Consider the following 16,123-nt stretch of genomic DNA (forward strand, 5'->3'; position numbering starts at 1 on the left):
TTTGGAATCCAGAATCCAGAAGTCAGGAGCCAGAATGACTGATTATTTAAGCTTTTCTCCTGGCTTCTGACTCCTGGCTTCTGACTTCTTGCGGGATACAGGCACGAAAAAATCGCCAAAATCCCTTTATGATCGTGAGATTAACATAACTCAGAAAGTTGAGTTAAGCTTTATCCGGCAAGACCCGCCAGTTCGTCGGTAACCACCTTCACCAGATGGGGGACAGCTTCAACCAGAGGCAGATTCAGGGTTTCGCCGTTGCGCCTGTCTTTTAATTCGACCAGCCCTTCATTAGTGAAACTCTTGCCGATTGTGACCCGGTAAGGGATGCCGACAAGATCTCCATCTTTGAATTTGACCCCCGGCCTCTCGTCCCGATCATCAAGGAGGACGTCGACCCCTGCTTTCTGCAATCCGGCATACACCTTTTCCGCAGCTTCGGTAATGTTCCTGTCCTGTGGCAAGAGGTTCAGAACTGAAACCTGGAAAGGCGCGATCGGCAGCGGAAATTGTATCCCGTCAGCATCATGATTCTGTTCGATAGCGGCAGCTACTGTTCTGCTGACCCCTATCCCGTAACAGCCCATCACAAAAGGCTTCTCCTGTCCGTCACTGTTGAGGCAGGTTGCTTTCAACGCTTCGCTGTAGCTTGTCCCCAGTTTGAAGATGTGCCCGACTTCAATCCCTTTGGTAAATTCAAGTTCGCTTCCGCATACCGGGCAGCGATCTTCCGGGGTCACCTCGCGGAGGTCGCCGATCTTGTCCACCGTGAAATCACGCCCGAGGTTGGCGTTGCGCAAATGAAAGTTCTTCTCCCCGCCACCGATCACAACATTCCGCATCACCTCAATCTCCCGATCACCAACCATCGGAATCCTGATCCCGACCGGCCCGAGATACCCGCTGGGAACACCGGTCGCATCGAAAAGCTGCTGATCATCGGCCAGTTCAACCTCAAGGGCGCCCAGCATATTTTTCAGTTTCACCTCCTGAACCTCGTGATCCCCGCGCAGCAGCACCGCCACCGGTTTGCCATCGGCCATATAAACCAGAGTCTTCACCAGCTCTTTAGGAGAGATGCCAAGAAACTCGGTAACCGCCGCGACCTTCCGCTTGCCGGGGGTCTCAACTTTTTCCATCGCAAGCAGCTCGGGTTCCGGCTCTGGTTTCAGCGGAGCGCTGCCGGAGGCCTTTTCAAGATTGGCGGCATACCCGCAGCCGCCGGAACTGCAGATCGCCAGGGTGTCCTCCCCGGTTTCCGCGAGCACCATGAACTCGTGGGAATAACTGCCGCCAATGGTCCCGGTATCCGCTTCAACAGCTCTGAATGACAGACCGCACCGGGCAAAGATACGATGATAGGCGTCATACATCTTCTGGTAGGTCAGGTTCGCCCCTTCTTCGTCCTGATCAAAACTGTAGCCGTCTTTCATAATGAATTCCCGCCCGCGCATCAGGCCGAAACGGGGACGAATCTCATCGCGGAACTTGGTCTGGATCTGAAACAGGTTCAGAGGGAGATTGCGATAGGAATGGACATTCATCCGCACCAGATCGGTGATCACTTCCTCATGGGTGGGACCGAGACAGCTTTCACGGTCATGCCGGTCTTTAAAACGGAGCAGTTCCGGGCCATACTTGATCCACCGCCCGGATTCGATCCAGAGATCGGCGGGTTGAACGATGGGCAACAGAAGCTCCTGGGCTCCCGCCCGGATCATTTCCTCCCTGACGATCGTCTCGACCTTTCTGATCGTGGCAAGCCCAAGGGGCAGGTAGGAATACACCCCTGAAGTCAGTTTACGGATAAAACCAGCCCTGAGCAGGAGGCGATGACTGACGACCTCGGCCTCGGCCGGATCCTCTTTCAGTGTCGGCAACAACAATTGTGAATAGCGCATTTTGATTCCTGTTCATTATTGAGGTGTTGTTATTGAGAAGAAGAAAACCAAGTGGAAAAATCAACCGTGCCATCCCCACTCCCCACTTTTAACTCTTCACTCCTCACTCTCCACTTTTTTCCGCAGCCATTTTGTCGATCTCGGCGAGAAAGACCTCAAGCAGCTCACTTTCCGGGACTTTCCGGAACAGCTCGCCTTTCTTGAAGATGATCCCGACCCCATGTCCGCCGGCGACTCCGAGATCGGCCTCTTTCGCCTCGCCAGGGCCGTTGACCACGCAACCCATCACCGCCACCTTGAGCGGAACCTCAAGGGTCTGCACATGGGCCTCGACCTTCTCCGCCAGAGAAAACAGATCGACCTGGCACCGGCCGCAGGTGGGGCAGGAGATCAGTTCCGGGCCGCGCTCCCTGATCTTCAGCGCCCGCAGCAACTCATAGGCCACCCTGATCTCCTCTACCGGGTCACGGGTCAGGGAAATCCTTAAGGTGTCGCCGATTCCTTCGGAAAGAAGCATGCCCAAAGCAACGCTTGACTTGACCGTACCGGCAATGAGTCCGCCCGCTTCGGTCACCCCGAGATGCAGGGGATAATCGGTATGTTGTGAAAGTTTCCGGTAAGCAGCAATTGTCGTGAGCACATCCGAGGACTTGATCGAGACCTTGATCTCGTGAAATCCCAGCTCCTCCAGAAGGCGGATATTCCGCAGGGCACTTTCCACCAGGGCATCGGGAACCGGATGACCATATTTTTTCAGAATATCCTTCTCAACCGAACCGGAATTCACCCCGACCCTGATCGGCACCTGATGCTCTTTTGCCGCCGCAACGACCCTGGCCAGTTTGTCGTGCCCGCCGATATTCCCGGGATTGATCCGGATCCCCTGGGCGCCGTTCTCCATGGCGGCAACGGCCAGCCGGGAATCAAAATGGATATCCGCGATCAGGGGCATGGTAATCTTTTCCCGGATGGCGCGGATAGCCCCGGCCGCCTCCAGATCGAGGACCGCCACCCGGATGATCTCGCAACCCACCTTTGCCAGCCGGTCAACCTGGGCAACCGTTGCCTCAATATCCCGGGTGTCGGTATTGGTCATCGACTGCACCACCACCGGCGCATTTCCGCCAATGGGGACATCGCCAACGGATATCTGTTTTGTAACCTTCCTCTCGACCATTTCCACAATCAGCCTGTTCTCGGTTGGTAAAGCCACCCGCAAAACCCGGCGCGATTATACCCGCTCAACTCATTTTTTGCACTTTAAACCATTTTCTCTGGATTCGTCATGAACAGCATAAAAAAAAATCCACGCCCGGATGGACGTGGATTTTTTCAAACGGATTGCTGCCTGAAGATCTTGAGTGCCTTAGAACCTGGTATCCAGTGTAAGGTAATAATTGTAGAACTCAGGATTCTGGGCGTTTGGTGACATCATCTGGCTGAAAGGATCGGTCGTGTCATCATACTCGACCGGATTGCCGATCGGCATTCCTGAACCGGCATAATGGTAAATGATCTTGGTGTATCCAACCCTCAGGAAGATCTCCTTGTTGAACGGTTGCAGATAATACACGTCAAACACCTCGCCGCGGGTAGCCATTTTGTTGAAGATTTCTGACGAGCCAGGAGTGTAACTGAACCAGTAGCGGCTACCGTGATTATACTCGAATCCGATTTTCGGCCGGTTCAGGAAAGCGGCCGGAATTTCATACCTGAAACCAGCGTACCAGGCCTCACCGTTAGTGACTTCACTGGAAACCCCACCCCCGGTTACATTGCTGGTCATCAGACCGTAGTCCAAACTTGCCCCACCTGCTCTTTGATCGGCAAGAGTTATGGTACTTCCGCTCGGCTCATTCCGGTTCATCCCGTATGAAGCAAAGAGGTCAAGCCCGATCCCAAAAATATCGACGAGCTGTAAATGTGCACCATACAAAGTAACATCACCCACGTTGGCCATGCTGGTCCCGGTCGGATTTGACATCAGAAGGTCAACTGCCGGAACATAAGAAAGAACCAGGAGGCTGTCGCGGAGTTTAGGCAACTCCGTCTCAAAGAACACCGCCTGCACCCGGTTGTCCTTGTACATATCATTCACAACACTGTCCAGATAAGTCATTGAAGTATGGTCGGCATCGTACTGAACGGCCATGGCATAAAAATAACGGAGACCGGCATTCTTCAACCCGGTATATCGCTCAAGACCGAGAGTGGCGACGATCCCGTCCGGCTCACCGTCGAAGATCAGGGACGGATAGATTGACTGCCGTTTGCGGTCTTCCTTGAATTCATTCGGCGGGCCATCGGATGTCGGCAGACGCCCGAAGTTGAGACCGATGGGGATAAAGGTCTTCGGGGTCCAGTCAACATAGAACCGGTCGACCTTCAGGGTCGTGTCTCCATTTGCGACGTGGGCCCGATTGTTGTCATGGTTGAATGCGCCCATCGAGTCCGCCCAGTTTTTCTGCAGGGCAAGACGGGCATGAAACTGGACCGTATTGGAAACTTCCGATCCCATATTGATCCTGAAACGGCTGCTCCAGTTGGAGTCATTCCTCTCGTCCGCAATATAAGAGACAACATTGGGAGGAGCGGCAGGAAAATACACACCCATTCCACCGGAGAAGGCCGCGCCGCCGTACCACTCAAATTGATTATTGGCGGCATTAAAACCGTAATAGGTCGGCTGATACTCTTTCAGCTGATAATTATCAGCCCGGATCCTGATCTCGGCGCCCAGGTTGATCCGGTCGAGAATGGCCCTGGTTTCCACCTTGTCCAGGGTATCGTAAATCTCATCGATATCACGATTCACCTTCCGGAGATGAGAAGAACCGACATCTTCACCCTGAGGGGCAACCGCCTTCTTTTCCATGGCATCAAAACGTTTCTGGAGTTCCAGAAGCTGCTGTTTGGTCTGTTCGTATTCTTCGGCCGGCACCTTGACAACCAAATCTCCGGCATAGGCGGTGGCGGTCCAGGCCAATAACACCGCTGTTGCGATCAAAGTTCTCTTCACTTTATTGCCTCCTGAATATATTCCATGTCTTTGAATATTCTTTTTCATTTGGGAATCACCGCCATTGCCGGCTTGTCGCTGTCAGCCGCATGCTCTTCAAGGTAAGAGAGGATTTCGTCCATATCCGCATCGGTAACGCTCAGTTCCACCGGATGCCTTCCCCTCAGGAAGTACTTCTTCCAGACCCTGCCCGCCTTGTCGCCCGGGTTTACCGGGGCAGCCTCACCGCCCCTCACATGACATGAGCCGCATTTCTGCTTGAACAGGGCGTCGCCACTCCCGGCCCAGGCCAGGGATGTTATAACCAGCGAGCATAACGCCGTGATAATGAAAGAGATTTTTTTCAAAACCCAACCCCCTCTGCAAAATGATTAATATTGCACTAAAATATTAATTAATTGATTGATTAAATTACTGTTATTGCTAAATTTTTTTTGCACACAGCCACTCTTGTCTACAACTCCACATATGCTAATTACCCAATATTACTGAATATTTCCTATATTTCTCACATTAAAGAGCTGATTTGTCAACAATTTTATGAATAAATTCAAACAGAAACCATCGACTGTCAACAGATTCTCGGCAGTTGTTCCCCAACCGGCATATCAAGGACCTGTTTCACCCCAAGGCCCGTTTTCAGAGCCACCACTCCCGGATGATCGGCGGTCACTTCGCCGATGATGACTGCGTCCTTTCCCAAAGGATGTTTTTTCATCGCATCAACCATTTCACCTGCAATTTCAGGAGGAACAACGGCAACCAGTTTGCCTTCGTTGGCAACGTTGAAGGGATCAATCCCCAGTATTTCACAGGCCCCCTGGACACTCCCCCGAACCGGGACCAGCGACTGCTGAATGACTATGCCCCTTCCGGATGAAGCGGCAAATTCGTTTAATGTGGTGGCAAGTCCTCCACGGGTCGGGTCCCGCATCGCTCTGATCTTGCGGCTGACCTTGAGCATCTGTTCGACCAGGCCGTTCAGCGGGGCGGTGTCGCTTTCGATCTCCGACTGAAAAGACAGTCCCTCGCGGCAGGTCATGACCGCCATCCCGTGATCAGCTACCGTCCCCGAGAGAATAATCCGGTCGCCGGGCAATATCCCTGTTGCGGACATCGCAACATCTTCCGGCAGAACCCCGATCCCCGAGGTATTGATGAAGATCTTGTCACACCCGCCTCTAGGGACAACCTTGGTGTCACCGGTTACTATTTTTACCCCGGCCTCCGCGGCAGCCTTCTCCATGGCCAGGAGAATCCGGTGCAGGATATCAAAGGGAAGCCCTTCCTCGAGAATAAACCCGGCGCTCAAGGCGATAGGCTGGGCACCGCACATGCAGATATCGTTCACCGTACCGTTTATTGCAAGATCACCGATATTTCCGCCGGGAAAGAACAGCGGATCAACGACAAAGGTGTCGGTACTGAAGGCAAGCCTGCCGCCGGGATTGTCGAGCACCGCCTGATCTTCAAGCCGGTTCAAGGCCCTGTTGGCAAAGCGGGGTAGAAACAGTTTCTCGACGAGCTCGGCAGACAGCTTCCCGCCGCTGCCGTGGGCCAGCTGGACCGTATCATGGTTCATCAACGGCAGAGGACAACTGAATCCCGATAGAAGTTCACAGGAGACCGAACCTGCTTTGTCATCGGCCTGTGAGCATAGCCGGCTATTGCTCTCAGGACTCTTCCGCGCATCTTCGATCTCCTGTGAACTTCTATAATTCTGATGATTTTCGGTGTCCTTCAAAACTCATCTCCTTAATCATTTTAATACCAGGAACAACAAGGTTCCTCCTGTCAAATCGCCTTGTACTTGTAATAAGCGGAGCACGCCCCCTCGCTGGAGACCATGGTCGCCCCAAGTGGTTTTTCCGGAGTGCAATTCACACCGAATGCCGCGCACTCTGCCGGTTTTCGGAGACCCTGCAGAACCAGCCCGCTGATACATTCTTCCGGCTCCCTGACATTGATATCCCCCACACCGAATTTCCGGGCGGCATCATACCTCGAAAATTTCTCTCTGATCATCAGACCGCTGCCGGGAATTTCGCCAATCCCTCTCCACTTCTGATTGCAGACCGTAAAAACTTCGGCGACTGCTTTCCGGGCATGGACATTGCCCTCATGCCGGACAAGCCTTGTGTACTGGTTTTGCACCTCAACCCGCCCTGCTTCAAGAAGCTTCACCAGCATCAGGACCCCTTCGAGAATGTCATTCGGCTCAAGCCCGGTGGCCACAATCGGCACCCCGAACTTTTCGGCAATCTCCTCATACTCGGAGAGCCCCTGAACCGTGCAGACGTGCCCTGCAGCGAGATACCCCTGAACCAGATTATCCGGAGATTGCAACAAGGCGGTGATGGCGGGAGGCACCAGCACATGACAGACCAGTTCGCTGAAATTATTGAGCCCGAGTTTTTCGGCCTGAAGGATACCCATGGCGTTCCCCGGCGCCGTAGTCTCAAAACCGATGGCAAAGAAAACCACCTGGCGGTCCGGATTTTCTCCGGCAATTTTGATTGCCTCCAGGGCTGAGTAGACAATCCTCACATCAGCCCCCTGCGATCTGGCGGTAAGAAGATCCGCCCGGCTCCCGGGAACCCGCAGCATGTCACCGAAACTGCAGAATATTACTCCGGGATGCAGGGCGATGGCAATCGCCCGGTCGATGGTTTCAAGCGGCGTCACACACACCGGGCAGCCGGGACCGTGAACCAGACTGATCTCGCCCGGAAGGACCTGATCGAGACCGCTCCGCACGATGGCATGGGTCTGGCCGCCGCAGACCTCCATGATCGTCCATGGCTTCGTGACGATTCGCCGCAGCTCAAAGAGCATCTTCCCGGCAGTTTCAGGATCGCGATATTCGGAAAGATATTTCACCCCATTCTCCCGCGATAATCCATCTCATCCCTCATCGTTCGACACTGGTTCATCAGCCAGTTTATTCCCAAAGAGATCAACTCCAGCACTCGCAGCGGACTCCTTATATTCCCGCCAGACGTCAAAACTTCGCGCCGCCTCCTCTTCATCAATGATCGATATCGCAAAGCCCGCATGGACCACCGTGTACTGACCGATCTCGATCTCGGGCACATACTCAAGACAGGCTACATTCACGGTGCCGTTATAGTCGATCCGGCCCATTCTCATTCCTGCCTCTTCATAGATTTCCACCAGCCTGCCGGGTACCGCGAGACACATGATCAAACCTCTTGCTTGATTAAACCCTTCCGCCAATCAGATATTGCCGGCCGATAACCGCCTGCCCCAGCGAAATGCAACCATCCCCCGGGGGCAGCTGCAGATGGGTCAGCACCTGAAAACCTTTTTCGGTGAGATGGGCGGCAAGCAGCTCGAGCAGCAGGTGGTTATTAAACACCCCGCCGCTCAAAACCACCTTCTTCAATCCGGAGAGCGAACTCACCAGCTCTGCCGCCTCGGCCAGCAGTACCGCAAGGGTCCGGTGAAAACGACCGCTGATTTCAGCCCGGCTGACCCCTGCCAGAACATCTTCAGCCACCTGCCTTACAATTGCCCTGACCGACAGGTGAAAGATATCACCTTTTTCCTCAATCGCCCAACCATATGTGGCGCCATCTTTTCCCGAAGCCTGCTCCATGAATTCTATGGCCGCCTGTCCCTCATAGGCGATCACCTTCCTGCCGCCGCTTATTGCCGCTACAGCATCGAAAAACCTGCCGCAACTGGTTGTGACCGGGCAATTGATTTTTTTTTCGAGCATCGCAAGAATCGGCGCAACCGGCTCCCCGGCCAGAAAATCCAGATCGGGAAGATTCCCGTCATACGCCGCCCGCAGATACGACAAGGCAGTTCGCCAGGGCGCCTTGATCGCCGCATCGCCGCCGGGCAGAAGCATGGGCTCGAAACAGCACTTCCTCGCAAAACTTGTGCAATCACCGGTCAGTATTTCGCCACCCCAGATGGCCCCGTCCGGACCATAGCCGGTCCCATCCAGGATAATCCCGATCGCCGGACCGGCCTCCCTGTTTTCCGCGAGACATGAAGCAAGATGGGCGTGATGATGCTGGACGGCCAAGGTCGGCAGGCTCTGCTCTTCTTTTGCCCAGCGGGTTGAGAGATATCCGGGATGGAGATCATGGACCACCAGTTCTGGTTCAGCATCAAAAATGTTCTGCAGATGCGTCACGGTTTCCTGGAAAAAACCGTAGGCCTCAAGATTCTGCAGGTCGCCGTGATGCTGCCCGACAAAACCATTCTCCTCTTTCAGGAAACAGACGGTGTTCTTCAGTTCACCACCCACCCCGAGAACCTGCGGGCCGTCTGAAGCGAGCAATATCGGCCGGGGCACAAATCCGCGACTGCGCCGGATAAACCGGACCGCACCCGCCGCTTCCATCAGCACCGAATCATCACTTCTGATCAGGATATCGCGATTATGGAGCAGAAATCCATCGACAATCCCTCCCAGTCTGGCCAATGCCTCATCGTTATCGATGCAGATCGGCTCCTCGCTCAGGTTCCCGCTGGTCATCACCAGAGGCCGTTTGAACCGGCTGAAAATGATATGGTGCAGGGGAGTATAGGGCAGCATGATCCCCAGGAGCCCGGTGTGAGGGGAAACCTGGGATGAGATGTGAAATCCCGACTTTTTCCTGGCCAGCATGATCGGAGCGGCCGGGACGCGCAAAAACTTTGCCATCTCATCGGAAACAACCGCCGCCTTTTCCGCCTCCGCAAAATCCGGAAACATCACGGCCAGGGGTTTTTCTTGCCTGCCCTTCCTTTCCCGCAGCAATTTGACGGCGGTATCGTTTGTGGCGTCCACCGCCAGATGAAACCCGCCCACCCCCTTGACCGCCAGTATCCCGCCTTCATCGAGTATGCTGCAGAAGGCGGAAATCGCCGCATCCCCTTCCACTCTCTTTCCGCCGTCACGATCCAGTAAATAAACGGTTGGGCCGCACTGCGGACACGCATTGGGCTGGGCATGAAAACGCCGGTTGGCCGGATCGTCATACTCTTCCCGGCACTTCCCGCACATCGTGAAACTGCGCATGGTTGTCGAAGGTCTGTCGTAAGGGATGGCGCTTATGATGGTATGACGAGGCCCGCAATTGGTGCAGTTTATAAAGGGGTAGAGGAACCGCCGATCAGAAGGATCAAAAAGCTCGGCCAGACAATCCGGGCACGTTGCCAGATCAGGGGAAACAAGGGTTGCCACATCCCCGGAACAATCTGATAAAAGAATTCTAAAGCCGGTTTCATTTTTCGGCAGAACTTCCAGCGATTGACAGGAAGATATCGAGGCCTGGGGAGGCAACTCAGATTGGAGTTTCTCGCCAAAAGTTTCAAGAGCCGCCCACACCCCTTCAACCTCGACCAAAACGCCCTGTGAAGTATTGATGATAAAACCGGAGAGACCTAAACTCCCGGCAAGATTATAAACAAAAGGCCGGAACCCAACCCCCTGAACAAGCCCTTTGACCGTTATCTTGTTGCGATGGATCTCAGCAGTCATGGAAAACAGTCGCCATCATGAATAAACCAGAAAAAGTTCAAATGATTAGCTCGGGCACTCTCAGGAACATCCTGTTGTCAAGCCTGCCGGAGAACAGAGAATCGTTTACCAGGCTGTATTAAAAATACCCCGGCGTAAGGATGATGCGTTATCCGGCATGACCGTCAACGGGCAATCTGCTTTTAAGCCAGGCATACCATTGCCCCATCCCCTCGCCGGTCCTGGCTGAAACCTCAATAAATTCCAGCTCGGGATTCACCCTGGCAGCAAACTCACGGCAGGCGGCGACATCAAAATCGAGATGGGGGAGAAGATCAATCTTGTTGATCAGACAGAGCCTGGCGGCCCTGAACATATACGGATATTTCTCGGGCTTGTCCTCACCCTCGGTGACGCTGATGATCACGACCTTGGCCGATTCACCAAGATCGAACAGGGCCGGACAGACCAGATTGCCGACGTTCTCGATAAAAAGAACCGAGCGGTCCTCCGGCTCAAGCTTGGCAATGGCGTTGGCAATCATCGTCCCGTCCAGGTGACAGCCACTGCCGGTGTTGACCTGAACGACGGGCACTCCGGTGGCATCTATTCTGTCCGCATCCCTAGCCGTCTGCTGGTCACCCTCGATCACCGACATCAATACTTCATGCTTCAGGTCAGTGATCGTCTTTTCAAGCAGCGTCGTCTTTCCCGAACCGGGAGAACTGACAAGGTTCATGGCAAAGATTCCATGCTCCGCAAAATACGCACGGTTTTTCTCGGAGATGGCCTGATTGTGGGCCAGCACATCCTGTTCCACCCGGACGGTTCTCGACTGGACGTGAACGTGGTCATGGTCGTGCGAATGGTCGTGCGGATGACCATGACCATGGAAATGGGATCCCGGTTTGCTGATGGTTACCGGATCCGAACTGGAGTCACAACCACATGAATCACACATCTGGACTTTCTTCCTCAATGGTAATGGCGGTTACTTTCAGGTCACGGCCTCCGGTTATCTGCACCCCGATCCCGTTGCACCCCGGACAATGCTGGTAGAATGAGGTGGCTGCAAAATCAATCCCGCAATCAGTGCATTTCCCGCAGGCCGCTTTGGAAACAATCGAAAAAGTGGCGCCCTCGGCCTTCGTGGTTCGTGCCGCCGCCTCAAGACAGAATTCAAGGGAATCGACCATAACCCCCGACAGGGCCCCCACCTCTATTTCGATCCCGCTCAATCTCCCGCCGTTCTCCTTTTCTGCCGCCTCAACCGCAAGGTCGACAATATTTAGAGCGAGAGACATTTCATGCATCGGAAGTCGGCTTTAGAATGATACCGAGAGATTTCAATTCATCAACCACCATCTTGATCAGAACCGGCAGTTTCTTTTCAACTACCGGCGAAAGATCAATACTGGTTTCCAGGCTGGCGGGCTCAATACCGATCACAACAATCGACGGGGGCAGATTGCCGGTCATGGCGGCAACCCCAAGCACCTCACCCAGCCCGAGCTGATGGGGAGAGACCATGGTTCTGAAAAAAGAAGCCGGGTCATCCAGCTTGATCCTGACTGTATGGCCCGGCTCTTTCCCTGTATTTACTGCATCGACGACCAGCAGATGGGTTCGTTCATCCAGATAGGGAAGCAGGTCAAAACCCATGGTGCCGCCATCAACCAACTCCACCCCGTGAGGAGCCTGATATCCGTTGCTCAACCCCTCAACCACCCGGGGGCCGACTCCTTCATCGGACAGCAGGACATTTCCCACTCCAAGCACGAGGATATTTAAGGTTTTCTCCTCTCCGGATTCTCCGCTGTTCAACCGATCTTCTCTCAAATGACCGTTCTGACCTTGACGATTTCATTCCGGTCGGAATCGAGCATATGGATGGCGCAGGCGAGACAAGGATCAAAGGAGTGGATTGTCCGCAAAACCTCCAGGGGCTTTTCCGGATCCGCCACCGGGTTCCCGATCAGAGAGGCCTCGTAGGGACCAAGCTCGTCATTCTGATTTCTCGGCCCTGCATTCCAGGTCGAGGGGACAACACACTGGTAGTTTTTGATCCTGCCGTCTTCAATGACCACCCAGTGAGACAGAACACCGCGCGGCGCCTCATGAAAACCAACACCTCTGATTTCCCCTTTGGGGAAGACCGGCTCGTTGAAAGTTGTGTAATCTCCGGCACCGATATTATCGACCAGCCCCTGCCACTGTTTCTGCAGAACATCGTTCAGCACCGCACACCTGATGGCCCTTGCCGCGTGGCGGCCGATGGTTGAATGGAGGGCCCCCAGTCCTACTTTGGTCCCCGCAAGCTGGCTGACCAGATCAAGAACCCTGGTCGCGTGTTTCTTGGTGGGTCCATGCCCGGCGGCAAACATCGCCAGAACATTGGCCAGCGGGCCAACCTGGGCCGGTTTCCCCTTGAAGGTCGGAGATTTGACCCAGGAATACTTGCCGTCATCCTGGCGCTCGGCATACTTGGGAACCGTTTCCTCTTCCCAGGGATGCCTGTCCCATTCACCTTCATACCAGGAGTGCTTGACCGATTCTTTCACATTGTTTTTGAACAGATCGGCGCCGAAGCTGTCGATGTTCTCAAATTTACCCACATCACCATTCGGGATATAACCGCCGGGCAGATCAAAGAGGGTCCCGGTGGTGTCCTGCGGCATGTCGGGCACACTCAGATAATTGGTGACGCCTGCGCCGTACTGGGTCCAATCCGCATAAAATGCACCAACCGCACTCACATCAACCATATAGACATCGTTGATAAAGGCGCCGATCTCATCAATGAGCTCCTTGATATAGAAAAGACGTTCCAGAGTCAGGGTCGACTGGCTGTCGGGATTGATCGGATTGGACACCCCGCCCACCGCCAGATTCTGGATATGAGGGCTCTTGCTGCCGAGAATGGCAACAACCTTGTTGATCCGCCGCTGATAATCCAGCGCCTGGAAATAATGGGTGGCGGCCAGAAGGTTCACTTCCGGAGAGAGCTTCATTGCCGGGTGCCCCCAGTAACCGCTGCCGAAAACCCCGAGCTGCCCGGTGGCAATAAATGATTTCAGCTTGTCCTGAATACCCTTGATGTTGCCATGACTGTTGTGCGGCCAGGGGGAAAGACTCTGGGCAAGTTTGGCGGTGGCCTTGGCATCAGCCTTGGTGGCCGACACAATATCCACCCAGTCCAAGGCCGACAGGTGATAAAAATGAACGATATGATCAAAAATGCCATGGGCGGCAATGATCATGTTCCTGATGTACTGGGCGTTCATCGGCACTTCAAGTTTGAGGGCATTCTCAACGGCCCGCACCGAGGTGATGGCATGAACAGTGGTGCAGACCCCGCAAATTCTCTGGGTGAAGATCCAGGCCTCGCGAGGGTCCCTCCCCTCAAGAATCTTCTCGATTCCCCGCCACATGGTCCCGGCCGACCAGGCGTTCACGATCTTGCCCTTGTCCACTTCGCACTCTATCCGTAAATGACCTTCAATCCTGGTGATCGGATCAATAACAATTCTTTTAGCCATCTTTATTTCTCCTTATCTTGAACCTGCATTCTCAGGCCTGTTTTATCTCATGGAGCACCGGCAGACGCTTCACAAACCAGACATAGGCAACTATTTCAACCGAGATAATGGCAAAGGTAATAACCATCTCGGGTACCGACGGGAAATAGGTGAAGCCGTTTCCGGGATCAAAGCCGACCAGGTAGGTATTCATCCGGTAAAGACCGCCGCCCAGCATGATCGCAATTGCCGAGAGAAAGAGAAGCTTCGGGTTCTTCCGGTTGGCCGGATAAATCAGGGTCATCATTGCGGCGAGAAGGCACAGGTTTTCAAGCACCAGCATATTGGCCTTGAATCCTCCACCAAAAACCATAGGTAACAAGTCTCTGGCATTCAGATCCTGAAAACGGACAACCAGCACAAAACCGAGAATCCAGACCATCACTTCGGACAATTTGCCGAGAATTCTGGTTTCCAGTGGCCGGTTAAATGCCAGGGCCGCCACGGTCGATTCAAAAATCACGACCGCATAGCCCATGATCAGGGCTGAAAGCAGAAAAAGAAGCGGCAGAAAACTCGTCCACCAGAAGGGAGAAAGTTTGTACCCGGCGGCAAGCATCATGGTGCCGAGGGATGACTGGTGCATGGTCGGCAACAACACCCCCAGCGCGATGAAAACAAAGATCACCTTGTTCAGTTTCGCGGCTAGCCGGTCCGCCTTGAGCTTTTCCAGAAAGGTCGGGGCAAACTCGATCCACAGCACAAGAACGTAGGTGCCGATACACAAGGCCACCTCCAGCAGGACCGATTTGAAGTTCATATAGGCAGGGATCATGATGTTGTATGCCTGCCAGTATCTGCCGATATCAAAGATGACCGAAACCCCGGCCAGGGTGTAGCCGAACATGCTGGCCATCAGCGCCGGTCGGACTAAAGGATGGTATTCGCCCTTGTTAAAGATATAGACCAACAGTGCCATACAGTACCCACCACAGGCAAAAGCGGTGCCGATCACCACATCGTAGGCAATCCAGATCCCCCAGGGATAGCCGTCATTCATGTTGGTAACGGCTCCGAGCCCGTAAAAAAATCGCTGGGCCAGAAAGAATAAAGCCAGGACCACAACCGCAAGAAAAAACAGCACCGGTAAAGACCAGACCTTTCCGCCAATTGGTTTTGCTTCACTCATGATCAGTACTCCTCAGATTAAAGCCCTGCAGGAACCCTGCCGGACTATTCCTCTTTATCTCCGCCTTCACGTTTGTTGACCATATAAATCAGCCCGCCTAGGACAACAATCGGGTAGACCATCCCTTTGTAGATGGCATACTGGATTCCATCCGAGATGCTTGCGTAAGACTCGTGGGGCAGGTCGGGAAAACCAAGTTTGTTAAAAGGCACCCCGGCCATATGGAGAACCTGGGTTCCCCCGACTTCATACTCGCCGTAGATTTCCGGCACGTACTTGGCCGCCATCCGGGACTTGAATTCAGGGGAGGTTCTCCCGGAAAGATCGGAAATCGGGAAATCATAGTACTTTCCCGGCACCATCTGCTGCCGCCTTTTGGCTTCGTTGATCAGGGATTCGACCGGTCCGAACAATGACGCCCCGGTGGGGCACGCCTCGCAGCAGGCGGAAATTCCGCCCTTCTCAACGAGATGGCTGCAGAGCTGGCATTTGACTATTTCCGGAGTGGGATCGTCCCACTGGAATTTCGGAATATTGAAAGGGCAGGCGATCTGGCAGTAGCGGCAGCCGATGCACCTTTCCTTGTTGTAGCCGACGATGCCGTTCTCTTTATCCTTGGTCAGCGCCGAAACCGGGCAGGCTGACACACAGGACGGCTCCACACAGTGCATACAGTGCCTTTTTACAAAGGAGTACCCGTCCACACTGTCTTTAACCTGCCCTTCGCCATGCTGATATTTCTTGATAATGTTCAGCGTGGATGATGAAAGGTCGACGGGATCGTCCCAGACGCCCGGAGCCCTGGTCCGCTCCATGGGCATATTGTTCGCCTTTTTACAGGCAACCATGCAGGACTGGCAGCCGACACACAATGTCGCATCATACAGGATCCCCAATGCACCCGGCTGGTACTGCCGTTCCGTGGCAAGAGCCAGGTCCGGCTTCCCGATCACCGCCAGGACACCTCCCGAGGCGATCCCTTTCAGAAAGTCTCTTCGCCTGATTTTCATGGCCTCG

At 54.1% G+C, this 16,123-nt stretch carries 14 protein-coding genes; all 14 read right to left on the reverse strand.

Going from position 1 to position 16,123, the window contains the following annotated elements:
• Window positions 1–170: 170 nt before the first annotated feature.
• Window positions 171–1,901, reverse strand: a complete 1,731-nt coding sequence (locus KKG35_00390) for a proline--tRNA ligase (protein MBU1736574.1) — start codon at window positions 1,899–1,901, stop codon at window positions 171–173.
• Window positions 1,902–2,004: 103 nt separating this feature from the next.
• The gene (ispG, locus tag KKG35_00395) at window positions 2,005–3,078 is read right to left on the reverse strand and encodes a flavodoxin-dependent (E)-4-hydroxy-3-methylbut-2-enyl-diphosphate synthase (protein MBU1736575.1); all 1,074 of its coding nucleotides are present in this window, start codon (window positions 3,076–3,078) and stop codon (window positions 2,005–2,007) included.
• A gap of 189 nt (window positions 3,079–3,267) precedes the next feature.
• Window positions 3,268–4,920, reverse strand: coding sequence for a DUF3373 domain-containing protein (locus tag KKG35_00400; protein ID MBU1736576.1), 1,653 nt, complete (start codon window positions 4,918–4,920; stop codon window positions 3,268–3,270).
• Window positions 4,921–4,964: 44 nt separating this feature from the next.
• Window positions 4,965–5,249: a cytochrome c gene (locus KKG35_00405; GenBank protein MBU1736577.1), complete on the reverse strand. Its 285-nt coding sequence runs from the start codon at window positions 5,247–5,249 to the stop codon at window positions 4,965–4,967.
• 242 nt (window positions 5,250–5,491) lie between these two features.
• Window positions 5,492–6,502, reverse strand: coding sequence for a hydrogenase expression/formation protein HypE (gene hypE / locus KKG35_00410; protein ID MBU1736578.1), 1,011 nt, complete (start codon window positions 6,500–6,502; stop codon window positions 5,492–5,494).
• Window positions 6,503–6,714: 212 nt separating this feature from the next.
• Window positions 6,715–7,800, reverse strand: coding sequence for a hydrogenase formation protein HypD (hypD, locus tag KKG35_00415; GenBank protein MBU1736579.1), 1,086 nt, complete (start codon window positions 7,798–7,800; stop codon window positions 6,715–6,717).
• A 24-nt stretch (window positions 7,801–7,824) separates the two neighbouring features.
• Window positions 7,825–8,121, reverse strand: coding sequence for a HypC/HybG/HupF family hydrogenase formation chaperone (locus tag KKG35_00420; GenBank protein MBU1736580.1), 297 nt, complete (start codon window positions 8,119–8,121; stop codon window positions 7,825–7,827).
• Between the two features lie 19 nt (window positions 8,122–8,140).
• Complete coding sequence (gene hypF / locus KKG35_00425; protein ID MBU1736581.1) at window positions 8,141–10,420, reverse strand: carbamoyltransferase HypF; 2,280 nt, start codon at window positions 10,418–10,420, stop codon at window positions 8,141–8,143.
• Between the two features lie 148 nt (window positions 10,421–10,568).
• Window positions 10,569–11,360, reverse strand: coding sequence for a hydrogenase nickel incorporation protein HypB (gene hypB, locus KKG35_00430; GenBank protein MBU1736582.1), 792 nt, complete (start codon window positions 11,358–11,360; stop codon window positions 10,569–10,571).
• Complete coding sequence (locus tag KKG35_00435) at window positions 11,353–11,703, reverse strand: hydrogenase maturation nickel metallochaperone HypA (protein ID MBU1736583.1); 351 nt, start codon at window positions 11,701–11,703, stop codon at window positions 11,353–11,355. The genes hypB and KKG35_00435 overlap by 8 nt, the downstream gene beginning before the upstream one ends.
• A 1-nt stretch (window position 11,704) precedes the next feature.
• Complete coding sequence (locus KKG35_00440) at window positions 11,705–12,223, reverse strand: HyaD/HybD family hydrogenase maturation endopeptidase (GenBank protein MBU1736584.1); 519 nt, start codon at window positions 12,221–12,223, stop codon at window positions 11,705–11,707.
• A gap of 11 nt (window positions 12,224–12,234) precedes the next feature.
• A complete protein-coding gene (locus KKG35_00445) occupies window positions 12,235–13,938 on the reverse strand; it encodes a nickel-dependent hydrogenase large subunit (protein MBU1736585.1) in 1,704 nt (567 codons plus the stop codon).
• Between the two features lie 31 nt (window positions 13,939–13,969).
• Window positions 13,970–15,106 carry a Ni/Fe-hydrogenase cytochrome b subunit gene (gene hybB / locus KKG35_00450; protein ID MBU1736586.1) on the reverse strand — a complete coding sequence of 379 codons (1,137 nt, stop codon included), beginning with the start codon at window positions 15,104–15,106 and terminating at the stop codon, window positions 13,970–13,972.
• A gap of 44 nt (window positions 15,107–15,150) precedes the next feature.
• A complete protein-coding gene (gene hybA / locus KKG35_00455; GenBank protein ID MBU1736587.1) occupies window positions 15,151–16,116 on the reverse strand; it encodes a hydrogenase 2 operon protein HybA in 966 nt (321 codons plus the stop codon).
• Window positions 16,117–16,123: the final 7 nt, after the last annotated feature.

This window comes from Pseudomonadota bacterium, assembly GCA_018823285.1.
Lineage (GTDB): Bacteria > Desulfobacterota > Desulfobulbia > Desulfobulbales > JAGXFP01 > JAHJIQ01.

Excerpts from the sequence above, each read along its gene's own strand:
- KKG35_00390 (MBU1736574.1), bottom strand. The coding sequence starts at position 1,901 with ATGCGCTATTCACAATTGTTGTTGCCGACACTGAAAGAGGATCCGGCC.
- ispG (MBU1736575.1), bottom strand. The coding sequence starts at position 3,078 with ATGGTCGAGAGGAAGGTTACAAAACAGATATCCGTTGGCGATGTCCCC.
- hypE (MBU1736578.1), bottom strand. The coding sequence starts at position 6,502 with ATGAACCATGATACGGTCCAGCTGGCCCACGGCAGCGGCGGGAAGCTG.
- KKG35_00420 (MBU1736580.1), bottom strand. The coding sequence starts at position 8,121 with ATGTGTCTCGCGGTACCCGGCAGGCTGGTGGAAATCTATGAAGAGGCA.
- hypF (MBU1736581.1), bottom strand. The coding sequence starts at position 10,420 with ATGACTGCTGAGATCCATCGCAACAAGATAACGGTCAAAGGGCTTGTT.
- hypB (MBU1736582.1), bottom strand. The coding sequence starts at position 11,360 with ATGTGTGATTCATGTGGTTGTGACTCCAGTTCGGATCCGGTAACCATC.
- KKG35_00435 (MBU1736583.1), bottom strand. The coding sequence starts at position 11,703 with ATGTCTCTCGCTCTAAATATTGTCGACCTTGCGGTTGAGGCGGCAGAA.
- KKG35_00445 (MBU1736585.1), bottom strand. The coding sequence starts at position 13,938 with ATGGCTAAAAGAATTGTTATTGATCCGATCACCAGGATTGAAGGTCAT.
- hybB (MBU1736586.1), bottom strand. The coding sequence starts at position 15,106 with ATGAGTGAAGCAAAACCAATTGGCGGAAAGGTCTGGTCTTTACCGGTG.
- hybA (MBU1736587.1), bottom strand. The coding sequence starts at position 16,116 with ATGAAAATCAGGCGAAGAGACTTTCTGAAAGGGATCGCCTCGGGAGGT.